General features: G+C 70.2%; 21 protein-coding genes. 5 read left to right on the top strand and 16 right to left on the bottom strand.

Annotated elements, in window-relative coordinates:
- Window positions 1-44: 44 nt before the first annotated feature.
- From QO011_RS40560 to QO011_RS40545, 4 genes are all read right to left on the bottom strand, one after another.
- Window positions 45-692, bottom strand: a complete 648-nt coding sequence (locus tag QO011_RS40560; RefSeq protein WP_307285865.1) for a DUF1345 domain-containing protein — start codon at window positions 690-692, stop codon at window positions 45-47.
- A gap of 5 nt (window positions 693-697) precedes the next feature.
- Window positions 698-1,612, bottom strand: coding sequence for a polyprenyl synthetase family protein (locus QO011_RS40555; RefSeq protein ID WP_307285863.1), 915 nt, complete (start codon window positions 1,610-1,612; stop codon window positions 698-700).
- Window positions 1,613-1,743: 131 nt separating this feature from the next.
- Window positions 1,744-2,469 (bottom strand): acetoacetyl-CoA reductase, encoded by a 726-nt coding sequence (phbB, locus tag QO011_RS40550; protein WP_307285860.1) that lies wholly within the window; start codon window positions 2,467-2,469, stop codon window positions 1,744-1,746.
- A 125-nt stretch (window positions 2,470-2,594) separates the two neighbouring features.
- Window positions 2,595-3,767 (bottom strand): acetyl-CoA C-acetyltransferase, encoded by a 1,173-nt coding sequence (locus QO011_RS40545; protein WP_307285857.1) that lies wholly within the window; start codon window positions 3,765-3,767, stop codon window positions 2,595-2,597.
- Between the two features lie 281 nt (window positions 3,768-4,048).
- On the opposite strand from QO011_RS40545, the gene phaR reads away from it, so the two are divergent.
- The 5 genes from phaR to QO011_RS40520 all read left to right on the top strand — a co-directional run bounded on the left by phaR (window position 4,049) and on the right by QO011_RS40520 (window position 9,969).
- Window positions 4,049-4,657, top strand: a complete 609-nt coding sequence (gene phaR / locus QO011_RS40540; RefSeq protein ID WP_307285854.1) for a polyhydroxyalkanoate synthesis repressor PhaR — start codon at window positions 4,049-4,051, stop codon at window positions 4,655-4,657.
- Window positions 4,658-4,847: 190 nt separating this feature from the next.
- On the top strand, window positions 4,848-6,098 hold the full coding sequence (locus tag QO011_RS40535) for a sarcosine oxidase subunit beta family protein (protein ID WP_307285852.1): 1,251 nt from the start codon (window positions 4,848-4,850) through the stop codon (window positions 6,096-6,098).
- A 13-nt stretch (window positions 6,099-6,111) separates the two neighbouring features.
- Window positions 6,112-6,429, top strand: coding sequence for a sarcosine oxidase subunit delta (locus QO011_RS40530; protein WP_307285850.1), 318 nt, complete (start codon window positions 6,112-6,114; stop codon window positions 6,427-6,429).
- Window positions 6,426-9,425: a sarcosine oxidase subunit alpha family protein gene (locus QO011_RS40525; RefSeq protein WP_307285848.1), complete on the top strand. Its 3,000-nt coding sequence runs from the start codon at window positions 6,426-6,428 to the stop codon at window positions 9,423-9,425. The genes QO011_RS40530 and QO011_RS40525 overlap by 4 nt, the downstream gene beginning before the upstream one ends.
- Window positions 9,418-9,969: a sarcosine oxidase subunit gamma gene (locus QO011_RS40520; RefSeq protein WP_307285844.1), complete on the top strand. Its 552-nt coding sequence runs from the start codon at window positions 9,418-9,420 to the stop codon at window positions 9,967-9,969. Before QO011_RS40525 ends, QO011_RS40520 begins: the two co-directional genes overlap by 8 nt.
- Window positions 9,970-9,979: 10 nt before the next feature.
- On the opposite strand, the gene QO011_RS40515 is transcribed toward QO011_RS40520, so the two are convergent.
- The 12 genes from QO011_RS40515 to QO011_RS40460 all read right to left on the bottom strand — a co-directional run bounded on the left by QO011_RS40515 (window position 9,980) and on the right by QO011_RS40460 (window position 21,060).
- Window positions 9,980-10,159 (bottom strand): hypothetical protein, encoded by a 180-nt coding sequence (locus tag QO011_RS40515; RefSeq protein WP_307285840.1) that lies wholly within the window; start codon window positions 10,157-10,159, stop codon window positions 9,980-9,982.
- Between the two features lie 30 nt (window positions 10,160-10,189).
- Window positions 10,190-11,305, bottom strand: a complete 1,116-nt coding sequence (locus tag QO011_RS40510; protein WP_307285837.1) for a WD40 repeat domain-containing protein — start codon at window positions 11,303-11,305, stop codon at window positions 10,190-10,192.
- A gap of 16 nt (window positions 11,306-11,321) precedes the next feature.
- The gene (locus QO011_RS40505; protein ID WP_307285834.1) at window positions 11,322-11,624 is read right to left on the bottom strand and encodes a hypothetical protein; all 303 of its coding nucleotides are present in this window, start codon (window positions 11,622-11,624) and stop codon (window positions 11,322-11,324) included.
- Window positions 11,621-12,112, bottom strand: coding sequence for a hypothetical protein (locus QO011_RS40500; RefSeq protein WP_307285833.1), 492 nt, complete (start codon window positions 12,110-12,112; stop codon window positions 11,621-11,623). Before QO011_RS40500 ends, QO011_RS40505 begins: the two co-directional genes overlap by 4 nt.
- Window positions 12,113-12,116: 4 nt before the next feature.
- A complete protein-coding gene (locus tag QO011_RS40495; RefSeq protein ID WP_307285831.1) occupies window positions 12,117-14,174 on the bottom strand; it encodes a sigma-54-dependent Fis family transcriptional regulator in 2,058 nt (685 codons plus the stop codon).
- Window positions 14,175-14,244: 70 nt separating this feature from the next.
- Window positions 14,245-14,733: a hypothetical protein gene (locus QO011_RS40490; protein ID WP_307285828.1), complete on the bottom strand. Its 489-nt coding sequence runs from the start codon at window positions 14,731-14,733 to the stop codon at window positions 14,245-14,247.
- 121 nt (window positions 14,734-14,854) lie between these two features.
- Window positions 14,855-16,486 (bottom strand): molecular chaperone GroEL, encoded by a 1,632-nt coding sequence (locus tag QO011_RS40485; RefSeq protein WP_307285825.1) that lies wholly within the window; start codon window positions 16,484-16,486, stop codon window positions 14,855-14,857.
- A gap of 90 nt (window positions 16,487-16,576) precedes the next feature.
- A complete protein-coding gene (locus tag QO011_RS40480; protein WP_307285822.1) occupies window positions 16,577-17,374 on the bottom strand; it encodes a metal-sulfur cluster assembly factor in 798 nt (265 codons plus the stop codon).
- Window positions 17,375-17,379: 5 nt separating this feature from the next.
- Window positions 17,380-18,402: an amidohydrolase family protein gene (locus QO011_RS40475; RefSeq protein ID WP_307285819.1), complete on the bottom strand. Its 1,023-nt coding sequence runs from the start codon at window positions 18,400-18,402 to the stop codon at window positions 17,380-17,382.
- A gap of 110 nt (window positions 18,403-18,512) precedes the next feature.
- Window positions 18,513-18,884 (bottom strand): MmoB/DmpM family protein, encoded by a 372-nt coding sequence (locus QO011_RS40470; protein WP_307285817.1) that lies wholly within the window; start codon window positions 18,882-18,884, stop codon window positions 18,513-18,515.
- Window positions 18,885-18,889: 5 nt separating this feature from the next.
- Window positions 18,890-19,960, bottom strand: coding sequence for an aromatic/alkene monooxygenase hydroxylase subunit beta (locus tag QO011_RS40465; protein WP_307285812.1), 1,071 nt, complete (start codon window positions 19,958-19,960; stop codon window positions 18,890-18,892).
- Window positions 19,961-20,022: 62 nt separating this feature from the next.
- Window positions 20,023-21,060, bottom strand: a complete 1,038-nt coding sequence (locus QO011_RS40460; RefSeq protein ID WP_307285808.1) for a 2Fe-2S iron-sulfur cluster-binding protein — start codon at window positions 21,058-21,060, stop codon at window positions 20,023-20,025.
- Between the last annotated feature and the right edge of the window lie 161 nt (window positions 21,061-21,221).

Below are 21,221 nucleotides of genomic sequence, written 5' to 3'. Positions count from 1 at the left end.
AGAGGGGTCTTTTACGCGCATCCGCATCTAATTCTTGCTGCCCCCTACGTCCCCAGCAGCCCCGCGGCGATGTTCACCGCCAGCGCCAGCACGGTGGTGTTGAAGAAGAAGGCGAAGATGGCGTGCGCCGTGACGATGCGGCGCATCAGCCGGCTGCGCACCGCGGTGTCCGAGGTCTGCGACGTCGCGCCGATGCTCACGGTGAAGTAGACGAAATCCCAGTAGTCGGGGTCGCCCGGGCCGCCGAAGTCGAGCGAAGGCTTCGCCTTGTGCCCGGGGGCATAGTAGGCGTGGGTGTAGTGGATCGCGAACATCGCCTGCACGAAAAACCACGAGCACACCACCGTGGCCAGCGTCAGCCCCAGATGCAGGCCGCGCACGGCGGGCGGCACGGACTGCATGCCGGCGAGCTCCACGACCACGGCCACGAAGCTCGCCGCGGCGGCCAGACCCGCCAAGACGAGGATGACGACGGCGCCGCTGTCGAAATCGGCAGCGTTGCGCTCCAGCTCGGTACGGCTGAGCCCGGTCATGCGCCAGGACACCGCCACCACGAACAGGGCCGTCGCCACGCACCAGGCGATCAGGCAGCGCGTTGCCGGCGGCAGGCTCGACGGCAGCACGAACAGCACGACGAGCCCGAGCGCCAGCGTGCCGAACAGCGTCGGCCGGGCGCGCATGAAAGGCGGCAACGCCCTCAGCTTCTGCGCCCAGCCGCGAAGCGCGCCGCCTCGCGCAGGCCGTCGGCCTCCGGGCCGAAGGCGGCGAGCGCCGCCACCGCCTCGTCGGCCAGGGCGTCGCGCTCTGCCCGGGCCGCCTCCAGGCCGAGCACGGAGACCAGCGTGCCCTTGCCGCGCGCGGCGTCCTTGCCGGTGGCCTTGCCCAGGGCGTCGGCCGAGGATTCGACGTCGAGGATGTCGTCCGCCACCTGGAAGGCGGCGCCCAGCGCCCGGCCATAGGCGTGCAGCGCCGCGCGGCTGGCGGCGTCGGCGCCGCCGATGATGGCGCCCATCTCGACGGCGCAGGCCAGGATCGCGCCGGTCTTCATCGCCTGGAGCTGGCGGATCGCCCCCGCCGAGAGCTCCAGCGGCAGGCCGTCGCCGAAGCGCCCTTCGGCCTCGAGGTCGAGCATCTGGCCGCCGGCCATGCCGGCCGCCCCGGCGGCGCGCGCCAGCGCGAGCACCAGCGCGGCGCGGATGCCGGCGTCGGCATGGGTGGCGGGATCGCCCAGCGTCTCGAAGGCGAGGGTCTGCAGCGCGTCGCCGACCAGGATGGCGGTCGCCTCGTCATAGGCGCGGTGCACCGTCGGCTTGCCGCGGCGCAGCTCGTCGTCGTCCATGGCCGGCAGGTCGTCGTGCACCAGGCTGTAGACGTGCACGAGCTCGATCGCCGCGCCCGCCCGCAGCGCCGCCTCGGCATCGCCGCCGGTGAACCGCGCCGTCTCCACCGTCAGGAACGGCCTGAGCCGCTTGCCGCCCCCCAGCACCGCATAGCGCATGGCGCCGATCAGGCGCTGGGGCGGGGCCGGATCGGTCGCCGCCTGCAGGATGGTTTCGAGAGCCGCCTCGGTATCGCGGGCGACGGCGGCAAGGCGCTGGGCAAAATCGGACATGGCTGAGGTCTAAGCGGATCGGTGGCGGATGTCATCGGGGAGACGACGGTGAGACGCGGACGGGGCCGAGGCCGCCGCCCGTGCGGAATCGTGGACCGGAACCGGATCGCCGCCGCCCCCCGGCGACCGGCTCAAGCCATGTGCTGGCCGCCGTTGACCGAGATGGTCGAGCCGGTGACGAAGCCGGCCTCGTCGGAGGCCAGGAACACCACGCAGCGCGCCACCTCCTCCGGCAGGCCGAGGCGGCCGGCCGGGATCTGCGGCAGGATGCGGGTCTTGAGGATGGTCTCGTCGATGGCGGCGACCATCTCCGTGCCGATATAGCCGGGGCAGATGGCGTTGGCGGTGACGTTCTTGGCCGCGCCTTCCAGCGCCAGCGCCTTGACGAAGCCGATATCGCCGGCCTTGGAGGCGGAATAGTTGGCCTGACCCAGCTGGCCCTTCTGGCCGTTGATGGAGGAGATGACGACGACGCGGCCGAAGGAACGGGCCCGCATGCCCTCGATCACCTGCCGGGTCATGTTGAACAGGCTGTCGAGATTGGTGCGGATCACCGACGACCATTGCTCCGGCGTCATCTTGTGCAGGAAGCCGTCGCGGGTGATGCCGGCATTGTTGACGAGGATGTCGACCGGTCCGACCTCCTTCTCCACCCGCGCGACACCGGCGGCGCAGGCATTGAAGTCGCCGACGTCCCATTTATAGGCCGGAATGCCGCTCTCGGCGGTGAACTTCGCCGCCGCCTCGTCATTGCCGGCATAGGTGGCGGCGACGCGCGCGCCGCTCGCCTGGAGAGCCCTGGAGATGGCGGCGCCGATGCCGCGCGTGCCGCCCGTGACGATCGCAACCCTGCTCATGCGTTTCCCCTTGCTACCGCCGCTCCACGCGGTCTGGTTGGATGTCCGACGATGGGCGGACGGCACCGGGCCTCCGCCCCGCTCCGCCGCCGCCCAAGGAACGAGACCCCCGTCACGCCCGAAGGCTAGCGCTCGAGCGTCATGGCGACGCCCATGCCGCCGCCGATGCACAGCGTGGCGAGGCCCTTCTTCGCGCCGCGCTTGCCCATTTCGTGCAGCAGCGTCACCAGCACGCGGGCGCCGGAGGCGCCGATGGGATGGCCGAGGGCGATGGCACCGCCATTGACGTTGACGATGCCGGGATCCCAGCCCATGTCCTTGTTGACGGCCAGGGCCTGGGCGGCGAAGGCCTCGTTGGCCTCGACCAGGTCGAGGTCGGCCACCCGCCAGCCGGCCCTGTCGAGGGCCTTGCGGGACGAGGGGATCGGCCCCGTGCCCATGACGGCGGGATCGACGCCGGCGGTCGCCCAGGAGGCGATGCGGGCGAGCGGCGTCAGGCCGCGCCGCGCCGCCTCCCTCTCGGTCATCAGCACCAGCGCCGCCGCGCCGTCATTGATGCCGGAGGCGTTGCCGGCCGTCACCGTGCCGTCCTTGGAGAAGGCCGGGCGCAGCTTGGCCATGGCCTCCAGCGTCGAGCCGTGGCGGGGATATTCGTCGGTGTCGACGACGATGTCGCCCTTGCGGCCCGGCACGGTGACGGGGACGATCTCGTCCTTGAAGCGGCCGGCCTTCTGCGCCGCCTCGGCCTTGTTCTGCGAGGCGACGGCGAAGACGTCCTGGTCCTCGCGGGTCAGCTGCCAGCGCGCGGCGACGTTCTCGGCCGTGTTGCCCATGTGATAGCCGTGGAAGGCGTCGGTCAGGCCGTCCTTCAGCATGGAGTCGACGAATTTGAGGTCGCCCATCTTGGTGCCGGCCCGCAGATGCGCGACATGCGGGGCGAGCGACATCGATTCCTGGCCGCCCGCCACGATGACCGCAGCGTCGCCGGTGGCGATCTGCTGCAGGCCGAGCGCCACGGCGCGCAGGCCCGATCCGCAGAGCTGGTTGAGGCCCCAGGCGGTCTTCTCCTGCGGCACGCCGGCGGCCATCGCCGCCTGGCGGGCCGGGTTCTGGCCCTGGCCGGCGGAGAGGATCTGCCCGAGGATCACCTCGTCGACCTCGCCGCCCTCGAGGCCGGCGCGTCCGAGCGCCGCCTTGATGGCCACCGTGCCCAGCTCGTGCGCCGGGGTGTTGGCGAAGGCGCCGTTGAAGGAGCCGACGGGCGTGCGCGCCGCGCTGACGATGACGATATCCGGCATGGCACCTCTCCTCGTTGTGGTCTGCCGCCATCGGCGGGGTCCGGAGGCTGTTAGGGACTATGGATGGCGTTCAGATGAAGCCCCCGGCAGCGTCCAGAGCATATGGCGCGGCTGACGTGACGGCGTCAATGCAGCTGCGCGCACCGCCCCGCCGCGATCCGGCGCCGACGCTCGCGGCTGCACAAAGATGTTTTCGCGTCCGCGAAATGCGCTTAGTCTCACCACCTGAACATGTGCATCGCCGCAAAGGTGGGCTGCTTCGGGCGGAGAGGGCTGGCTGCATGGCCAAGGCGAACGAGCCGACGACGATCAAGAAATACGCCAACCGGCGTCTCTACAACACCGGCACCTCGACCTACGTGACGCTCGAGGACCTCGGCGCCATGGTCAAGGCCGGCGAGGACTTCGTCGTCTACGATGCCAAGAGCAACGAGGACATCACCCGCCAGGTGCTGACCCAGATCATCTTCGAGCAGGAGAACAAGGGCCAGAACCTGCTGCCGATCCAGTTCCTGCGCCAGCTCATCCGCTTCTACGGCGACTCCATCCAGTCGCTGGTGCCGAGCTTCCTGGAATTCTCGCTCGACAACCTGGTGCGCGAGCAGCAGAAGCTGCGCGAGCAGATGACCCAGCAGATTGCCGCCGGCTGGAAGCAGTCGCCCTGGGCGGGCGGCAGCTTCGGCTCCATGGAGGAGCAGGCCCGCAACAACATGGCGGTGTTCGAGCGCGCCTTCCGCATGTTCTCGCCCTTCTCCCAGATGGCCGGCGACAAGCCCGCGACCAACGGCGAGGCGACCGTCAAGCCCAAGGACGGCGACATCGACGACCTGAAGAAGGAGCTCGCCGAGATGAAGAACCGCATCGACCGGCTGACCGAGCCGAAGCGATAGCAAACGCCTTCTCCACCAGGCGTGGAGAAGGCTTTGCGTCGCGCCCTGGGCCACGCCGTCGCTTTGCGACAAATCGCCGGTCGTTTCCGTGCTAGACGCGGATCGGACGCGATGGCGATAGTCGCGCCGGCAGTCGCGCCTGGGCACTTCCCGGCCGCGCACGACACTCCAGCGACGGGCGGCTCATCCCTTGCGGTTCTCCTTCCTCTCCCTGGCGCGCAACGCGCTGACCGGCAACCGGAACTGGCCGGCGCAATGGCGCTCGCCCGAGCCGAAGTCCGCCTATGACGCGGTGATCATCGGCGCCGGCGGCCATGGCCTGGCCACCGCCTACTATATGGCGTCCGTGCACGGCATGCGGAACATCGCCGTCCTGGAGAAGGGCTGGCTCGGCGGCGGCAATACCGGGCGCAACACCACGATCATCCGCTCCAACTATCTGTGGGAAGAGAGCGGCAAGCTCTACGACCATGCGCTGAAGCTGTGGCAGGACCTGTCGCAGGTCCTCAACTACAACGTGATGTATTCGCCGCGCGGCGTGATGATGCTGGCGCACAACGTGCACGACGTGCAGGTGACCAGGCGCCACGTCCATGCCAACCGGCTCGCCGGCATCGACAACGAATGGCTGACGCCGGAGCAGGCGAAAGAGTTCTGCCCGATCCTCAACATCTCCAAGGACATCCGCTATCCCATCATGGGCGCGGCGCTGCAGCGGCGCGGCGGCGTGGCGCGGCACGACGCGGTGGCCTGGGGCTATGCCCGGGCGGCGGACGCGCTCGGCGTCGACATCATCCAGAACTGCGAGGTGACCGGCATCACGCGCGACGCCTCCGGCGCGGTCGCGGCGGTGGAGACCAGCCGCGGCTCGATCGCCACCCGCAAGGTCGGCGTGGTCGCGGCCGGCCACACCTCGGTGGTGATGGCCATGGCCGGGGTGCGCATGCCGCTGGAGAGCTATCCCCTGCAGGCGCTGGTGTCCGAGCCCCTGAAGCCGATCATGCCCTGCGTGGTGATGTCGAACACCATCCACGCCTACATGTCGCAATCCGACAAGGGCGACCTCGTCATCGGCGCCGGGACGGACCAGTACGTCTCCTATTCCCAGACCGGCGGCCTGCACATCGCCCAGCACACGCTGGATGCGATCTGCGAGCTGTTCCCGGTGGTGCGGCGGGTCAAGATGATGCGCAACTGGGGCGGCATCGTCGACACCACGGCCGACCGCTCGCCGATCATCGGCACGACGCCGGTGCCGGGCCTGTTCGTCAATTGCGGCTGGGGCACGGGCGGCTTCAAGGCGACGCCGGGCTCCGGCCATGTCTTCGCCCATACGGTCGCGACCGGCGAGCCCCACCCGATCGCCGCCCCCTTCACCCTCGACCGCTTCCGCACCGGCCGCCTGATCGACGAGGCGGCCGCGGCCGCGGTGGCGCATTGAGGCCCGACATCCCATGCTGCTGATCACCTGCCCCCATTGCGGGGACCGCCCGGAACTGGAGTTCCGCAACATGGGCGAGGCCCATATCGCCCGGCCCGTCTTCTCCGAGGCGATCTCCGACGAGGACTGGGCCGAGTTCCTCTATGTCCGCTCCAACACCAAGGGCCTGATCGCCGAGCGCTGGCGCCACGTGCACGGCTGCGCGCGGTTCTTCAACGCGGTGCGCCACACCGTCACCGACAGGTTCGTCACCACCTACAAGGTGGGTGCCCCGCGGCCGGACCTGGCGGCGCTGGCGGCCGGGCTCGCCGCGACGGAGGCCGCGCGATGAGCGGCCCCTTCCGCACCGCCGCGGGCGGCCGCATCGACCGCAGCAAGGCGCTGCGCTTCACCTTCGACGGCCAGGCCTATGAGGGCGTGCGCGGCGACACGCTCGCCTCGGCGCTGCTGGCCAACGGCGTGCATCTCGTCGGCCGCTCGTTCAAGTATCACCGCCCGCGCGGCATCATGGCGGCGGGCTCGGAGGAGGCGAACGCCCTCGTCACGGTGATCCGCGACGCCGGGCGCACCACGCCGAACCTTCGGGCCGGCCAGGTCGAGCTGCATGACGGGCTGGTGGCGCAGAGCCAGAACCGCTGGCCCTCGCTGCGCTTCGACGCCGGCGCCGTGAACGACCTCGCCGCGCCGCTGCTCGCTTCCGGCTTCTACTACAAGACCTTCATGTGGCCGAGGAGCTTCTGGAAGACGGTCTACGAGCCGAAGATCCGCTCGGCCGCCGGCTTCGGCGAGGCGCCCTCCGCGCCCGACCCCGACCGCTACCAGAACCGCTTCGCCCATGTCGACGTGCTGGTGATCGGCTCCGGCCCGGCCGGGCTCGCCGCCACGGTGGCGGCTGCCGAGGCCGGGGCCAGCGTCATGCTCTGCGACGAGCAGGCCGAGCTCGGCGGCTCGCTGCTCGCCGAGACCCTGGCCACGATCGAGGGCCGGCCGGCGCGCGACTGGGCGACCGACGTCATCATGTCGCTGGCCCTGCGCGACAAGGTGAAGCTGCTGCCGCGCACGACGGCTTTCGGGTGGTACTCGCACAATTTCGTCGCGCTGGCCGAGCGCCTCACCGACCACTTGGCCCAGCCCGAGGCCCGGCTGCCGCGCGAGCGGCTGTGGCAGGTGCGGGCGAGGCAGGTGGTGATCGCCGCCGGCGCCATCGAGCGGCCGCTGGTGTTCCCGGAGAACGACAGGCCGGGCATCATGCTGGCGGATGCGGCGCGCACCTTCGCCAACCGCTACGGCGTGCTGCCGGGCCGGCGCGCCGTGGTGTTCACCGCCTGCGATTCGGCCTATCGCGCCGCGCTCGACCTGCAGGCCGCCGGCGCCGCGGTGGCGCTGATCGCCGATCTCAGGCCGACGGGCGGCGCCCTGGTCGATGCGGCGCGCGCCGCCGGCATCCGGGTCGAGCTCGGCGCCGCGATCACCGGCACCAGCGGGCGGCTGCGCGTCGCCTCGGTGCGGGTCGGCCGCATCGACGGCGGCAAGGTCTCGGGCCACGAGACGGTCGCCTGCGATCTCGTCCTGATGTCCGGCGGCTGGACGCCGTCCGTGCATCTGTTCTCGCAGTCGCGCGGCAAGCTCGCCTATGACGAGGCTTCGGGGAACTTCCTACCCGGCCGCTCGCTGGATGCGGAGCGCTCGGCCGGCGCCTGCCGCGGCGTGTTCGATTTCGGCGAGGTGATCGACGACGGCTTCGCCGCCGGCCATGCCGCCGCGCGCGCTGCCGGCGCCACCGGCGGCGCGGTGAAGACCTTCGACGTCGACGGCGCCACCGATCCGGCCGGCGGCTTCACCGGCGCGACGCCGCACGACCGCGACCCGGCGCGGGTGCGCGCCTTCGTCGATTTCCAGCACGACGTCACGGCCAAGGACATCAAGCTGGCGACGCGCGAAGGCTTCCGGTCGATCGAGCACGTCAAGCGCTACACCACGTCGGGCATGGCGACCGACCAGGGCAAGACCTCCAACCTCAACGCCCTGTCGATCGCGGCCGGGGCGATCGAGGCGCCGGTGCCGAAGGTCGGGCTCACCACCTTCCGGCCGCCCTACACGCCGACCACCTTCGGCCTGTTCGCCGGCACCTCGCGCGGCGACCTGTTCGACCCCGTGCGCAAGACCTCGACCCACGAATGGGCGGCCGAGCAGGGCGCCGCCTTCGAGGATGTCGGGCTGTGGAAGCGCGCCTGGTATTTCGCCAGGGGCGGCGAAACCATGCACGAGGCCGTCAACCGCGAATGCCGGACGGTGCGCGCCACCTGCGGCATCTTCGACGCCTCCACCCTCGGCAAGATCGAGGTGGTGGGGCCGGACGCCGCCGAGTTCATGCACCGCATCTATGTCAACCCGTTCCTGAAGCTGGAGCCGGGGCGGCTGCGCTACGGCATCATGACCCGCGACGACGGCTTCGTGTACGACGACGGCGTGGTCGGCCGGATGGCGCCGGACCGCTTCCATGTCACCACCACGACGGGCGGCGCGCCGCGGGTGCTGAGCCACATGGAGGACTATCTCCAGACGGAATGGACCGATCTCAAGGTCTGGCTGACCTCGACGACGGAACAATGGGCGGTCATCGCCGTGCAGGGGCCGAAGGCGCGCGAGGCGATCGCGCCGCTGGTCGAGGGCATCGACATGTCCAAGGCGGCGATGCCGCATATGTCGGTGCGCGAGGGCCGGATCTGCGGCGTGCCGACGCGCCTGTTCCGGATGAGCTTCACCGGCGAGCTCGGCTTCGAGATCAACGTGCCCGCCGCCTATGGCCGCGCGGTCTGGGAGGCGGTGCATGCGCGGGTGATCGGCCTCGGCGGCTGTCCCTACGGCACCGAGGCGATGCATGTGCTGCGCGCCGAGAAGGGCTACATCATCGTCGGCCAGGATACGGACGGCACGCTGACGCCCGACGAGGCCGGCGTCGGCTGGGCCGTCGGCAAGACCAAGGCCGACTTCGTCGGCAAGCGCGGGCTGATGCGGCCCGACCTGCAGGCGGCGGACCGCAAGCAGCTCGTCGGCCTGCTCACCGTCGAGCCCGCCACCGTGCTGGAGGAAGGGGCGCAGATCGTGCCGGTCGCCGCGCCCGTCCTCGGCGAGCACGCGCAGGGCCACGTCACCTCGGCCTATTGGAGCGAGGCGCTCGGCCGTTCGATCGCCCTCGCCAATCTCGAGCGCGGACGCGCGCGGATCGGCGAGACGGTCTATGTGCCGATGCCGGGCGGGTCGATCCCGGCGGTCGTGGCCGATCCCGTCTTCGTCGACAAGGAAGGAACGCGGCTCGATGCCTGACCCCGCCCTCCGCCGCGAGCCGCTCGACGGCATCCCCGCCATAACAGCCCGGGGGCGCCTGGCGATCGAGGCGCTGCCGCCGGCGACGCGCCTCGTCCTGCGCGGCGCGGCCGCGGCCGGAGCCGCCTTCGGCCTCGCCCTGCCGACCGCGATCAACACCGCCACCACCGACACGGTGCGCGCCGCGCTGATGCTCGGTCCCGACGAATGGCTGCTGATCGCCCCGGACGGCGCGGCGGCGGAGATCGCCGCCGCCTTCGCCGGCATCGCCGAGCCGCATTCCCTGGTCGACGTCAGCCACCGCAACACGGCGATCGGCGTGTCGGGCGCCCTGGCGGCCGACGTGCTGAATTCCGGCGTCATGCTCGACCTCGCCCTCGCCGCCTTTCCCGTCGGCATGGCGACCCGCACCCTGTTCGCCAAGGCCGAGATCGTGCTGTGGCGCACCGGCCCGGACGTCTTCCGGATCGAGGCCTGGCGATCCTTTGCCGGCTACCTCCACGGCCTGCTGGCGGATGCGGCGCGGGAATACGTGAAGGGATAGGGCCGGCGCCTCACTGCGTCACGGCTGCCCGCACGAAGGGCTTGTTCTCGGCGATGAACCGCGCCGCCAGCACCAGGGCGCCCATGGAGAACTCCCTGCCGTGGGCGGCGATCATCCGTTCGGAGAGCTCGGCGAGCTCCTTGAAGAAACGGTCCTTGCTCTCGTCTTCGCTGCTCTGCCTGGTCGTCATGACATCCTCCTTGGGTCGAGCGCTCGGGAATCACTTGAACAGATGCGGCGGGAAGGTGACGATCGCCGCCTCGCCGTCCGCGCCGCCGAGGGCCAGGTGCCGGCCGTCCCGCGACCAGCCCATGGCCCGCGCCGCGCCCTGACCGGGCGCCTTGACCGTGAGCTCGTCGCGGCTGCCGACCTGGGCGATCACCACCGTGCCGTCGGCTCGGCCCGCCGCGACCAGCGACCGGCCCGGATGCATGGCGACGCCCTCGACCGGCACGAGGCCGGCGCGGCCAGTGCCGATCGCCTCGGGCTTGTCGGCCCCGCGGCCCAGCGCGGCGATGTCCCAGACGATGATGCGGAAGGCGCCCGACGTGGCGAGGAGGCCGGAGTCGGCGCTCCAGGCCAGGTCCCGCACCGGTGCCGGATAGCCCGGGACCGGGATCACCCGACCGTCCCGCGGCCTGACCAGGACGATGCCGCCTTCGCCGAGAGCGGCGGCCAGCCAGATGCCGTCCGGGCTCCAGGACAGGGTCGATACCGGGCCGAGGTCGAAGACTGCCGCCTCCCGCGCCTCGGCGTCGCAGGCTGGGATGGCGAGGCCGTCCGGCCCGGCCGCCGCGACCACCTGTCCGTCCGGCGCCAGGGCGAGTGCGCCCGCCTCGAGGCGGGACAGCGCCTGCGCCGTGCCGCCATCGGGGTCGTAGGCGACGAGCATGCCGCCGGCAGCCACCAGGGCCCGCCCGCCGGATGCCGGGACGATCGCCTGCACCGGGCCGCAGTCGAGGTCGACCAGCGTCTCCACAGCCCCGGAGGCGGACAGGCGCACGAGGCGACCATTGCCGCCGCCGGCGATGAAGCCGGCCGCTCCGAACGCGGCCAGGCGCACCGGCGCGGCGTCGATCGCCGCCAGGACGAGCGGCGGCACCGGCTTTCGCCGCGGCGAGATGGTGGCGCGGCCGGTGTCGGCAGCCACCCGGCAGCGGTCCTGCGGCGGCTCCGCATCCGCGACCGGGGCGAGCGCCACGCGCCCGTCGGCAAGGCCGAAGGCGAGGCTGGCCCCGGCGGCATCGAAAGCCAGTTGCCCGACGGCCGCGTCCAGGCGCCAATGCCGGGCCAGGAGCTCGTAGAACGTGGCGGAATCCGCTTCAGGTCTGTCCATCTCGTCCCTCGTGCCGTCAGCCGGCGATACGCCGATCGAGCTCGCGCAGGCGCAGGTCCAGGGCCGCGAGCTCCGCGTCGCATGCGGCCATGGCGGCTTCGGCCCGGCGCCGGCGCGCTTGCGCCTCCCGCAGGGCGGCGCCGCGATGCTCCGCCTCGCCTTCGGCCGCGATCTCGCGCTCGACCCGCAGGATGTCGAACTCGGCGCCGCCGCAGGCCTGCTGGCCGAGCAGCCGCCGGGCGTTGAGCTGCGACACCGCCTGGACGACCCGCAGCCGCTCCGCCAGCGCCTCGATCACCCCGGGAGCAGGCGTGCTCATGCGCCGCTCCCTCCCCCGGCCGGCCGCGCGTCCCGGCCGCCCGGGAGGGCCTCGATCTCGGCCAGGATCCGCGGCAGGCCGCCGACGACCGAGACGAACCGGCGCCGGGCATCCTCGATATGGGAGCGCAGCGAATCCCACAGGTCGACGCGCAGCAGGCGCTGCGGATCGCCGGCCAGGGTCTCGAGCGCCTGCAGGCCGAACTGGTGCCGCAGCCCGATGCCCTGCAGCACGAAATCCGTCAGCTCGCGGGCATGGGTCTCGATGAAGGGACGCAACAGGGGATGGTCGCCGTAGACGACGCCGCGCGCGCGAAGCTCGGCCTCGATGAAGCCGACGAAATGGCGAACCAGCATGTACTGGCTCTCGCCGACGAGCCGCACCACGAAGGCGAGGTCCCGGTCGGCACGGTCGAGGATCTGCGTGGCCAGGGCCGCCGCCTCGCCGGTCGCATCCGTCCAGTCCCGCCGTTCGGAAGGGGCCGCCATCGCCCTACCCCTGCGACCGGTACTGATGCATCTTGCGATAGAGCGTGCTGCGCGAAACGCCGAGCTTGTCGGCCGCCACCGAGATGTTGCCGCCCGCGGCGGCGACGGCCTTCTCGATGATTTTCCGCTCGGCCTCGTCGAGCCGCGCGATCTCGCCGGCCTCCGCAGGCGCTTCGGCCGGCAGGCGCGAGCCCGCCAGCAGCGCCTCCAGGAAGTCCTCCGGGAAGTCGTCGAGCCCGACGCAGCCGCTGGACGACATCAGCACGAGGTTTTCCATGAGGTTGCGCAGCTCGCGGACATTGCCGGGCCAGTCGTAGCGCAGCAGCAGCGCGAGGGCTTCCGCATCGAACCCGAGCGGCGGGCGGCCATAGGTCGCCGAGAAGTGCCGGTTGAAGTGCTCGATCAGGACCGCGACATCGCCCTCGCGATCGCGCAGCGGCGGGATGGTGATCTTGACGGCGCTGATCCGGAAATAGAGGTCCTTGCGGAAACGCCCCTCCGCCACCTCCTGCTTGAGGCTGCGGTTGGTCGACGCCACCAGGCGAACGTCGACCGGACGCGGCCGGCTGTCGCCGAGCCGGTAGACCGAGCGCTCCTCCAGCACGCGCAGGAGATAGGGCTGCAGGTCCAGCGGCATTTCGCCGATCTCGTCCAGGCTGAGCACGCCGCCATGCGCGACCTCGAACCGGCCGGGACGCCCCTCCCGGGTCGCGCCCGTGAAGGCGCCGGGAGCATGACCGAACAATTCGCCGCCCAGGAGCTCCTTGGAAACGGCGCCGCAATTGAAGGTGACGAAGGGCTCCCTGCCCGTCTGCTGGCTCGCGGCATGGACGAGCCGGGCGAAGAGCTCCTTGCCGACGCCGGTCTCGCCTTCGAGCAGGATCGCGGTCCGGCCCTGCGCGGCCCGCTCGATCCGCTCCAGCGCCTGGCAGAGGGCCGGGCTGTTGCCGACGATCTCCGCCTTCGCCGCTTCGATGGCGACGCGTCCGGCCGGTGTGAGCTGGACCGCGGGCGCCGCCGGCCTCGGCTTTGGCGCAAGCACCAGCATCGCCCCCTTCGTCACGCCGTCGACGACGAGCGGCTCGATGCTGAGCCCGCGCAGCGCCTCGGGCAGGGTCTCGGCCAGATCCTCGAGAGGACGATGCCCGCTCATTTCCAGGAGCTTGGCGCCGATGCTCAGATCCGTCTTCGCCATGCCGCGCCAGCGCAGCGACGCCATGTCGTTGTGGTGGACGACCCGGCCGAAGCGATCGAGGATCACCACCCCGTCGGTGATGCCGGTTCGCGGCATCCGGGCGATGCCGGCCTCGAGCAGATGCATCCGCTCGATCCGGATCTTCTCGGACAGCGCCAGCTCGATATGGTTGGCCGCGATCACCGCCAGGGCGACGTTGTGGCGATGGAAGATCGCCTGGGGCCCGGAAAAATCGATGATGCCGATGATGCTGCCGTCCATCGGGCTGCGGATCGGCGCCCCGACGCAGGTCCACGCCTTGATGCCCTCGGAAAAATGCTCGGCGGCATGGACGTGGATCGGCTGGCCGGTGACGAGGGCGGTGCCGATGCCGTTGGTGCCGGTGACCGTCTCGCCCCAGGCGGCGCCGACCTCGAGGCGGATGTCGTGCCCGGCATCGACGGTCCTCTGGTCACCGCCGACATCGAGCACGACGCCGTTGGCATCGGTGATCACCACCATGGTCGCGGCATCGCCCAGCACTTCGGCGACACGGCGAAACGTCTGCGCCGTCGATTGCAGCAGGTCTTCGTTCTTGAGGCGCAGCTCGTAGAGGTCGTCGGGCGAGGCGATGATGGAGCTGCCGTGGCAGCGGGCGTCGACCCCCGACTGCATGCTGCGCTGCCACGACCGTTCGATCACGCCGCGCACCAGCGTGTTCGCCGCCGCCCCGCCCCCGACCGTCAGGAAGGATTCCCAGGCCCGGGTGGTTTCCCCCTCGTCGTAGGAGCTGCCCTGCCCGGCCTCGGGCCCGGCTTCTTCGTCGGCCGAGCCGGCGGATGTGTCCAGCGGAGCAAGGCGGTCCAGCGGAAACGGCAGCTTGGCCATGGGAGTTTCCATCTGCATCGAAGCACCATTCCGTGGGAGGCGCAGGCCGGCGCTCGCACGCCGGCACGCCTCAGGCCGGGTTCCCCGGCGCCTCGAGGCCCAGACGCGCCGACAGGCTCTCCTTCAAACGGTCCTCGGCCGCCTCGTCCGGCAAGGCCATCCCGTCCAGGTCGGCGAGCGCGGCGCGCAGATCCTCGTCGAGGGGATCGAAGAATCCGTGCTCTCGAAGCGCCAGGACGAAGCGACGCTCGCGTCCGCCGCCGATCTGGCCGAGAAACTGCAGCTGGCGCCCCGATGCCAGATCCATGACCACGACCCGGCCGTTGGGGCTGATCCGCAGATAGGGCCGGGCCGGCTGCGGCGCGGCAGGCGGCGTGAACCAGAGCCTGCCGGAGGCCTCGGGCTGCGGCGGGGCGGGCGGCTTGCGCATCTCGCGCCAGCGCCCGCCCGTCAGCCGGTCGGCCAGGCCCTCGATCGTCGCCCGGTTGCTCTGGATGAACCGCCTCGCGGCGACGTCCTCGCGCCGCGGCCCGTCGCGCTTGGAGATGATATGGACCATGTTCCCTCCCGATCCCGTGGTCATGCCCCGGGATGCCGTCCGGCCTCTGACCGGGCCGGATCACCCCGATTGTACCGGCTCCAAGGCGCACGGTCACCCCTGCGCCTCGTCCTCCGGCGCGTCACGCCCGCCCCAGCGCCTCCGCCCCGCCGCCGCGCGCCGGGCCGGCGGTGGGATCGACATAGGCCGAGACGTCCGCCACCAGCGTGCTGGTGGTCAGCACCAGCGTCGCCACGGAGGCGGCGTTGCGCAGCGCCGCGCAGGTGACGCGGACGGGATCGACGATGCCGGCGGCGACCATGTCGGTGAAGGCGCCCCTGGCCGCGTCGAAGCCGGTACCGGCGGGCGCGTTCAGGAGGTCGGCGACGATGGTCTCGGCATCGTGGCCGGCATTGCGGGCGATGGAGGCGGCCGGGCGGGACAGGGTCTCCCGCACCAGGCGGATGCCCTCGCCGAAGTCGCCGTTGATGTTGCCCAACACCCGCGTCACCACGGGAGCGCACTGGGCCAGGGCGGTGCCACCGCCCGGCACGATGCCCTCCGCGGCCGCAGCGCGCGTGGCGCTGACGGCGTCGTCGATCAGCTGGATCGTCCGTTTCTGCTCGACCGGCGTCACGCCGCCGGCCAGGATCACCGCGGTTCCGCCGGAGAGCTTGGCCAGCCGTTCCCGCAGCTTGTCCTGCTCGACGTTCGGCGGCGCCAGCTCGTATTGCCGGGCCACCTGCTGGCGCCGGGCGGCGATGGCCGTCTCGTCGCCGCCGCCGCGGATCACCACGGTCTCGTGGGCGCTGGCCCGCACCTGACGGGCGGTGCCGAGGTCGGCCAGCGCCGCCTCCTCCAGGCGGCCGCCGAGATCGCGGGCGACGACCCGGCCGCCGGTGATGATGGCGAGGTCGTCCATCATCGCCCTACGCCAATGGCCGTAATCCGGCGGATGCACCACCAGAACCTTGCCGCGATTGCCGTCTCCGAGCAGCGTCACCACCACGTCGGGCGAGACCTCCTCGGCGACGATCACCAGGGGCCGGCCCGCCTTCGCCACCGCGGCGCGGATGGCGGCAAGCTCGCCCGGCGCCTTGATCTTGAGATCGGTCAGCAGGATCAGGGGCTCGTCGAGCACCACCTCCATCCTTTCGACGTCGGTCACCATGTGGTGCGAGATGTAGCCGCGGTCGAAGGCCATGCCTTCCACCACTTCCAGCGTGGTGGCGGTGGTGAGGCCGTAGTCGGAGCTGATGATGCCGTCCTTGCCGACGCGCTCCACCGCCTCGGCGACGAGGCCGCCGAGATGAGGATCGGTGGCGGCGATGGTGGCGACCGCCTGCAGCGTCCTGCGGTCGGACGCGGCCGTCGCCGAGCGCTTCAGCGTCTCCACCACCAGCTCGACCGCCTGGTCGATGCCCTTGCACAGGTCCACCGCCTTGGCGCCCCGCTCCAGCGCCGCGACCCCGCCCTGGATCAGGCCGTTGGCGAGCACCATGGCGGTGGTGGTGCCGTCGCCGGCGACCTCGTTGGTCTGCATCGAGACCTCGCGCACCACCTGGGCGCCCATGTTCTCGAAACGGTCGGACAGCTCGATCTCCGAGGCGATGGTGACGCCGTCGCGCGACACGATCGGCGTGCCGACCGGCCGGTCGATCATGGCGTTCATGCCCTTGGGACCGAGCGTCGGCTCCACGGCCGCCGCCAGTTTCTGGACGCCGCGGGCGAGCGCCCGGCGCGCGTCGATATCGTGTAAAAGCACCTTCGGCATGGCCCTTCACTCCCAGACTTCTCGATTTGGGGACGGTACGCCGCTTTGCCGCGCCGCCGTCCCGGCATGGCGACGCCGCGCTCCGGCTGCTCAGGCGACCGCCTGCGGCACGGCGGCGGCCGGCTTCGGACAGGCTCCGCCGCAGCCGTGACCGCAGCCGCCGACCTCGGCGCCGTCCTGGTAGCGCGAGCCCAGGAGCCCGCGGCACAGCGCCGTGTTGAACTCCATGTTGATGCGCACCGCCCGCAGGCGCTGCAGATAGGCGCCGAGCTCGTGCGCCTCGATGCCGCGCCCGCTGAAGGTGACGAAGGCCCGGTCGTGCGGCCCCGCCGCGAGGCCCCGCTCGATCAGGGCCTCGCGATAGCGCGGCTTCTGCCGTGCGCCTTCGCCGGCACCGAGGTCGGCTGCGTCGAAGGTCGCGAGCGTCATCGCGCAGATCGCCCCGTTGTCGAGGCCGGCCGCGCGCAGGGCCTGGATCACCGCCTCCTGTCGGCGCTCGAAGGCCTTGCGCCGGAATTTCTCGCGGATCTCGCCGAGGGAATCGCCCGAGGCGAAGGCGGTGAAGGCCTGGCCGAACGACAGCCCCAGCCGCACGCCGCGGTTGATCTCTTCCGCCGCCATATGGTCCTGGAGCTGCGGCCGCACCGCCTCGACCCAGGGCAGCGCCGAGACGGCCCGGCGCATGTCGTCCGCCATCAGGAAGGCGAAATTGGCCGAGCACCAATAGGTCGGCAGGCGGAAGGTGATGTCGACGCCGCCGCGAGCATCGACGGTGACCTCCTCGACGAAGCCGAGATCGGTGACCGGCTCGTCCAGCTCCGGATCGGTCACCGAGGCCAGGCATTGCCGGACCTCGGTGACCCTGCGCTCCTCCCATGCACGCCCCATCGCCGTCACTCCGCCGCCACGGCGAGGGCCTCGGCCTTCAGCTTGGCCTTCTGCGCCTCGACGTCGACGCCGTAGAGCCGGGCCGCGTTGAGGCCGAGAATCTTGCGCTTGGCCTGGGGCGTCAGGTCGACGCCGTGCTCCTGCTTCACGTCCTCGGGCAGCTCGAAATTCCAGAACTTCTCGACCAGCCAGCGCGGCGTCCAGATGGCGTAGTCGCTGCCGAACAGGATCTTGTCCTCGCCCACCCAGAACAGGAGCTCGCTGATCACCTCGGCGAAGTAGCGCGGGCGGCTGTGGATGAAGGGCAGCGCCACGGCGAGGCCGCCATAGACATTGGTCTCCTGGACCGCGATCCAGCAGAAATCGTCGAGGCGCGGCAGGCCGCAATGCTCGATGATGAAGTTCAGGCCCTGGAAATCCGTGGCCGCGTGGTCGACGTCGTGGACATCGAAGGCGTCCTTGTCGAGCGGGATGATGGTCGGGCCCTTGTGGACATGGATGTTGGTGATGCCGAGCTTCTGGCACAGCTCGAAGCAGCGATAGGCATTGGGATCGGTCAGCTTCCAGCCGCGCGACTCGCCCTTCCATTCCGCGGTGTAGAGCTTGACCCCTTTGATGCCGAAGGTCTCCTTCATGTAGTGGATGTATTCCAGCGCCCGCTCGCCGTCGCGCGGATCGAAGGCGCCGTTGACGATGAAGCGGTCCTTGTACTTCCTGGCGATCTCGGCGTTGCGGTCGATGGTGTTGAAGCCGTTCTTGTAGAACTCCGTCAGGTAGGTCGACTGCACCACCGCCATGTCGTCGGGGCCGTCGACGAACAGGTCGTGATACATCTGCTCGGCGCTGTACTTGCTGAACTTGTCGAGCGGCCAGAGCTTGTCCTTCGGGCTCAGCGCCGTGTGGTAGGCGTAGAAGCATTCGATGAACTGCTTGCCGTGGATGTTGCGCTGGTTCTCCGGGCTGCCGTCCCAGAAATGGGTGTGGCCGTCGACGACGAAGACCTCTTCGCCCGTGGGGGTCTTGAACATGGTGCTCTCCAAGGATGTCGCGGCGCCAACGGCGCGCGGAGCCGGCAATTGCAGGAAAAGGGGGAGCCAGGCGCGCTCGCCGCTCCCCCGATCCGGGGGATCCTCCCGGATCACTCGATGTATTCGCGGATCTCGTCCATGTCGCCGAACAGCGTCACCGTGTTGTCGTCGATGCGAACCATGCGCCCGTAATGGGTCGAGGTGTTCACCTCGAAGATCTCGGCCGTCATCTCCTTGCCGAGGATCTCGCTGATCTCGTCCATCTTGAAGATCAGCTTGCCTTCGCCGTCGATGCGGATCAGGGCTGGCTGGTAGGTGATCGTCACCTTGGGCTTCGTTCCCATGAACTCGGCGATGGCACGCGCCTCGACGCTATCGTTCATGGTGACGCCGCACTGGTGGGAGATCGTCTGGCTGAAGACCAGATCGCCCATCTTCTGGAAGATGTTCTGGTTTTCCGAGGTTCTGGAAGCAACCGACATGGTCTTCACTCCTTGGGAAGGTCGAGGCCGAGCTCGCCGAGAATCTTCTTGATGCGCTCGACCGACTGCGTCCTGGCGTCGGCGTACTGCACCGGTTTCGAATGGGGTTGCGACCAGATCGGCTGCAGCCCGGCTGCGGCCTTGTCGGCAAGGGCGACGTGCTTGTTCACCCAGCCCTGGAACAGCGCCTTGTTGTGCGCCGCGTGCTCGGCGTCGCTGGCCAGCACGTGGAACAGGTCGATGGCGTTGGCGAGGTTGCGCTCATAGTCGGCTTCGGCCGCCGAGATGACCGGCGGGGTGATGAAGTCGCCGTTCGAGGACGCCGCCTGCATCAGGAAGCCCGAACGGAACAGCTCGCCGACCAGCGGCTCGAACACGATGTTGGTGGCGAAATACTGCTCGAGATAGTCGGTCGAGCCCATGATGGATTCGATCGCTTCCCGCGTGCCCTGCCAGCCCTTGTCCTCGAGCCAGGCGCGCTTGCCGGCCTCGTCGTCGAAGCCGGCGATGTCCATGCCGATCTCGGCGAGGTAGAGGGTGATGTCCTGCGACAGCCGGAGCTTGTAGGAGGAGTTGGTCAGCGTCGCGTTGTTGATCATCTGGGTGTAGCCGTAGCGCTGCGCCTGCATCAACGACGTGCCCAGCCCGAATTCCGCGTGCTTCCAGGCTCCGAGATGGTTCTGCAGGATCTTGACCCAGGCCTTGTCGAACGCCTTGGGCGCGCCGGATTTGCGGCCATTGGCGATCACCGCCTGCACCATCGCCTCGATCTTCGACTGGCGCTGGTAGTGCGTGCGCTCCCACTCCTGGTCGGGCGCGCGGAAGGCGTGCCAGTTGGAGCTCAGGGCCTGGGTGGCGTCCTTGGTGTAGGCGCCTTTCCCGTCGGGAAACGCGATGATCCAGTTCTGCAGGAGATAGCGCTCCGGATCGGGCTGCACGTCGACCGTGACATCCTCGTAATGCGTGGCGCGCCGGGCCTTGGGCTCGAAATATCGATATCTGCGGCTGTCGGAATCGGCGAAGATCGCAGATCCCGCGGCCCCCGATTTCACGGGATTGCTTTGTACGGCAGTCATGGTCACCCTCCCATTGCTGGCTAAGAAACTCGAAAGCGGTCGTGGCCCGCCGCGCGCCGGCCTCAGTGGCTGGCGGGCGTGAACTTGTCGAAGAAGGTCCGTTCGGTATCGACGTCGTTCATCTGCAGGACCGGCGTCAGGGCCTCGATCATCGGCGCCGGCCCGCAGGCATAGACGTCCACGTCCTCGCCGAGGCCGAGCCGGCGCAGATGCGCGCCGACCACTTCGTGGACGAAGCCCTTCTCGCCGTCCCAGGTGGCGTCCTCCCCCGCATGGGAGAGGACGGGCACGAAGGTGAAGCGCGGATTGTCCGCGGCGATCCCGGCGAAGCGGTCGAGATAGAACAGGTCGCCCTGCGTCCGGGCTCCGTAGAAGAAATAGACCGGACGGTCCTCGCCGGAGGCGACCTGGTCGTGCAGGATCGACCAGAGGGGCGACATGCCCGAGCCGCCGCCGACCAGGATCATGGCTCCGGTCCGGTCTTCCCGCCGGAAGCAGGTTCCATAGGGTCCGCGGACGTCGACCCTGGTTCCGGCGGCGAGGTCTCCGTCGAGCTTGGAAGAGAAGCGTCCGTTCGGGTATTTCTTGATGATGAAGGCGAGGTTTTGGCCTTCGCCCGGCGTATTTGCCATGGAAAACGAGCGCGTAATCGCCTCTGGCCCCGGGAGCGTGATGTCGACATATTGTCCCGCCCAGAATTTCAGGGGTTGGTCGAGCGTGATGTCCAGGCGCCGGATGTCGTGCGTCAGCGCGGAAACACCTGTGACCGTGCCGGCGAAGCTCTTCACCGGGATCGACTTCGACAGGACGTCCGCGTCGTAGTTCAGAAGCTCGATGTCGAGGTCGGAATAGGCGAGCGTGCGGCAGAGCAGGATATGGTCCTGGCTGCGCTCCATCTCGTTGAGCGCGAAGGTCGAATATTTCTTCAGCTCGACCTCGCCGCCCGTCAGCACGCATTTGCAGGCCGAGCATTGGCCCTCCTTGCAGCCGTGCGGCAGGGCGATGCCCTGGCGGAAGGCCGCGTTGAGGACGGTCTCGTCCTCCTCGACCTCGAACTCGACGCCGACCGGATGCAGGCGAACGATATTGGTCGCGCCCATGAGGCGGTCTCCCCGAAACGGATGGAAGGCTTGAGGGGGGGCGTGGCGGGGGGGGGGCCCCCCCCCCCCCCCCCCCCCCCCCGGGGGGGGGGGGGGGGGGGGGGGCCGGGGGGGGGCGGCGGGGGGGGGGGGGGGGGCGCGCGGGCGGGGGCGGGGGCGCG

It is taken from the genome of Labrys wisconsinensis (genome assembly GCF_030814995.1).
Classification (GTDB): domain Bacteria; phylum Pseudomonadota; class Alphaproteobacteria; order Rhizobiales; family Labraceae; genus Labrys; species Labrys wisconsinensis.
Note: the sequence above shows the minus strand (reverse complement) of the source record. Positions and strands in the feature narration are given on the sequence as shown.

Excerpts from the sequence above, each read along its gene's own strand:
- QO011_RS40520 (WP_307285844.1), top strand. The coding sequence starts at position 9,418 with ATGCCTGACCCCGCCCTCCGCCGCGAGCCGCTCGACGGCATCCCCGCC.
- QO011_RS40460 (WP_307285808.1), bottom strand. The coding sequence starts at position 21,060 with ATGGGCGCGACCAATATCGTTCGCCTGCATCCGGTCGGCGTCGAGTTC.
- QO011_RS40475 (WP_307285819.1), bottom strand. The coding sequence starts at position 18,402 with ATGTTCAAGACCCCCACGGGCGAAGAGGTCTTCGTCGTCGACGGCCAC.
- QO011_RS40505 (WP_307285834.1), bottom strand. The coding sequence starts at position 11,624 with ATGAGCACGCCTGCTCCCGGGGTGATCGAGGCGCTGGCGGAGCGGCTG.
- QO011_RS40490 (WP_307285828.1), bottom strand. The coding sequence starts at position 14,733 with ATGGTCCATATCATCTCCAAGCGCGACGGGCCGCGGCGCGAGGACGTC.
- QO011_RS40545 (WP_307285857.1), bottom strand. The coding sequence starts at position 3,767 with ATGCCGGATATCGTCATCGTCAGCGCGGCGCGCACGCCCGTCGGCTCC.
- QO011_RS40480 (WP_307285822.1), bottom strand. The coding sequence starts at position 17,374 with ATGGGGCGTGCATGGGAGGAGCGCAGGGTCACCGAGGTCCGGCAATGC.
- phbB (WP_307285860.1), bottom strand. The coding sequence starts at position 2,469 with ATGAGCAGGGTTGCGATCGTCACGGGCGGCACGCGCGGCATCGGCGCC.
- QO011_RS40515 (WP_307285840.1), bottom strand. The coding sequence starts at position 10,159 with ATGACGACCAGGCAGAGCAGCGAAGACGAGAGCAAGGACCGTTTCTTC.
- QO011_RS40485 (WP_307285825.1), bottom strand. The coding sequence starts at position 16,486 with ATGCCGAAGGTGCTTTTACACGATATCGACGCGCGCCGGGCGCTCGCC.
- phaR (WP_307285854.1), top strand. The coding sequence starts at position 4,049 with ATGGCCAAGGCGAACGAGCCGACGACGATCAAGAAATACGCCAACCGG.
- QO011_RS40510 (WP_307285837.1), bottom strand. The coding sequence starts at position 11,305 with ATGGACAGACCTGAAGCGGATTCCGCCACGTTCTACGAGCTCCTGGCC.
- QO011_RS40465 (WP_307285812.1), bottom strand. The coding sequence starts at position 19,960 with ATGACTGCCGTACAAAGCAATCCCGTGAAATCGGGGGCCGCGGGATCT.
- QO011_RS40555 (WP_307285863.1), bottom strand. The coding sequence starts at position 1,612 with ATGTCCGATTTTGCCCAGCGCCTTGCCGCCGTCGCCCGCGATACCGAG.
- QO011_RS40525 (WP_307285848.1), top strand. The coding sequence starts at position 6,426 with ATGAGCGGCCCCTTCCGCACCGCCGCGGGCGGCCGCATCGACCGCAGC.
- QO011_RS40530 (WP_307285850.1), top strand. The coding sequence starts at position 6,112 with ATGCTGCTGATCACCTGCCCCCATTGCGGGGACCGCCCGGAACTGGAG.
- QO011_RS40470 (WP_307285817.1), bottom strand. The coding sequence starts at position 18,884 with ATGTCGGTTGCTTCCAGAACCTCGGAAAACCAGAACATCTTCCAGAAG.
- QO011_RS40495 (WP_307285831.1), bottom strand. The coding sequence starts at position 14,174 with ATGGCCAAGCTGCCGTTTCCGCTGGACCGCCTTGCTCCGCTGGACACA.
- QO011_RS40500 (WP_307285833.1), bottom strand. The coding sequence starts at position 12,112 with ATGGCGGCCCCTTCCGAACGGCGGGACTGGACGGATGCGACCGGCGAG.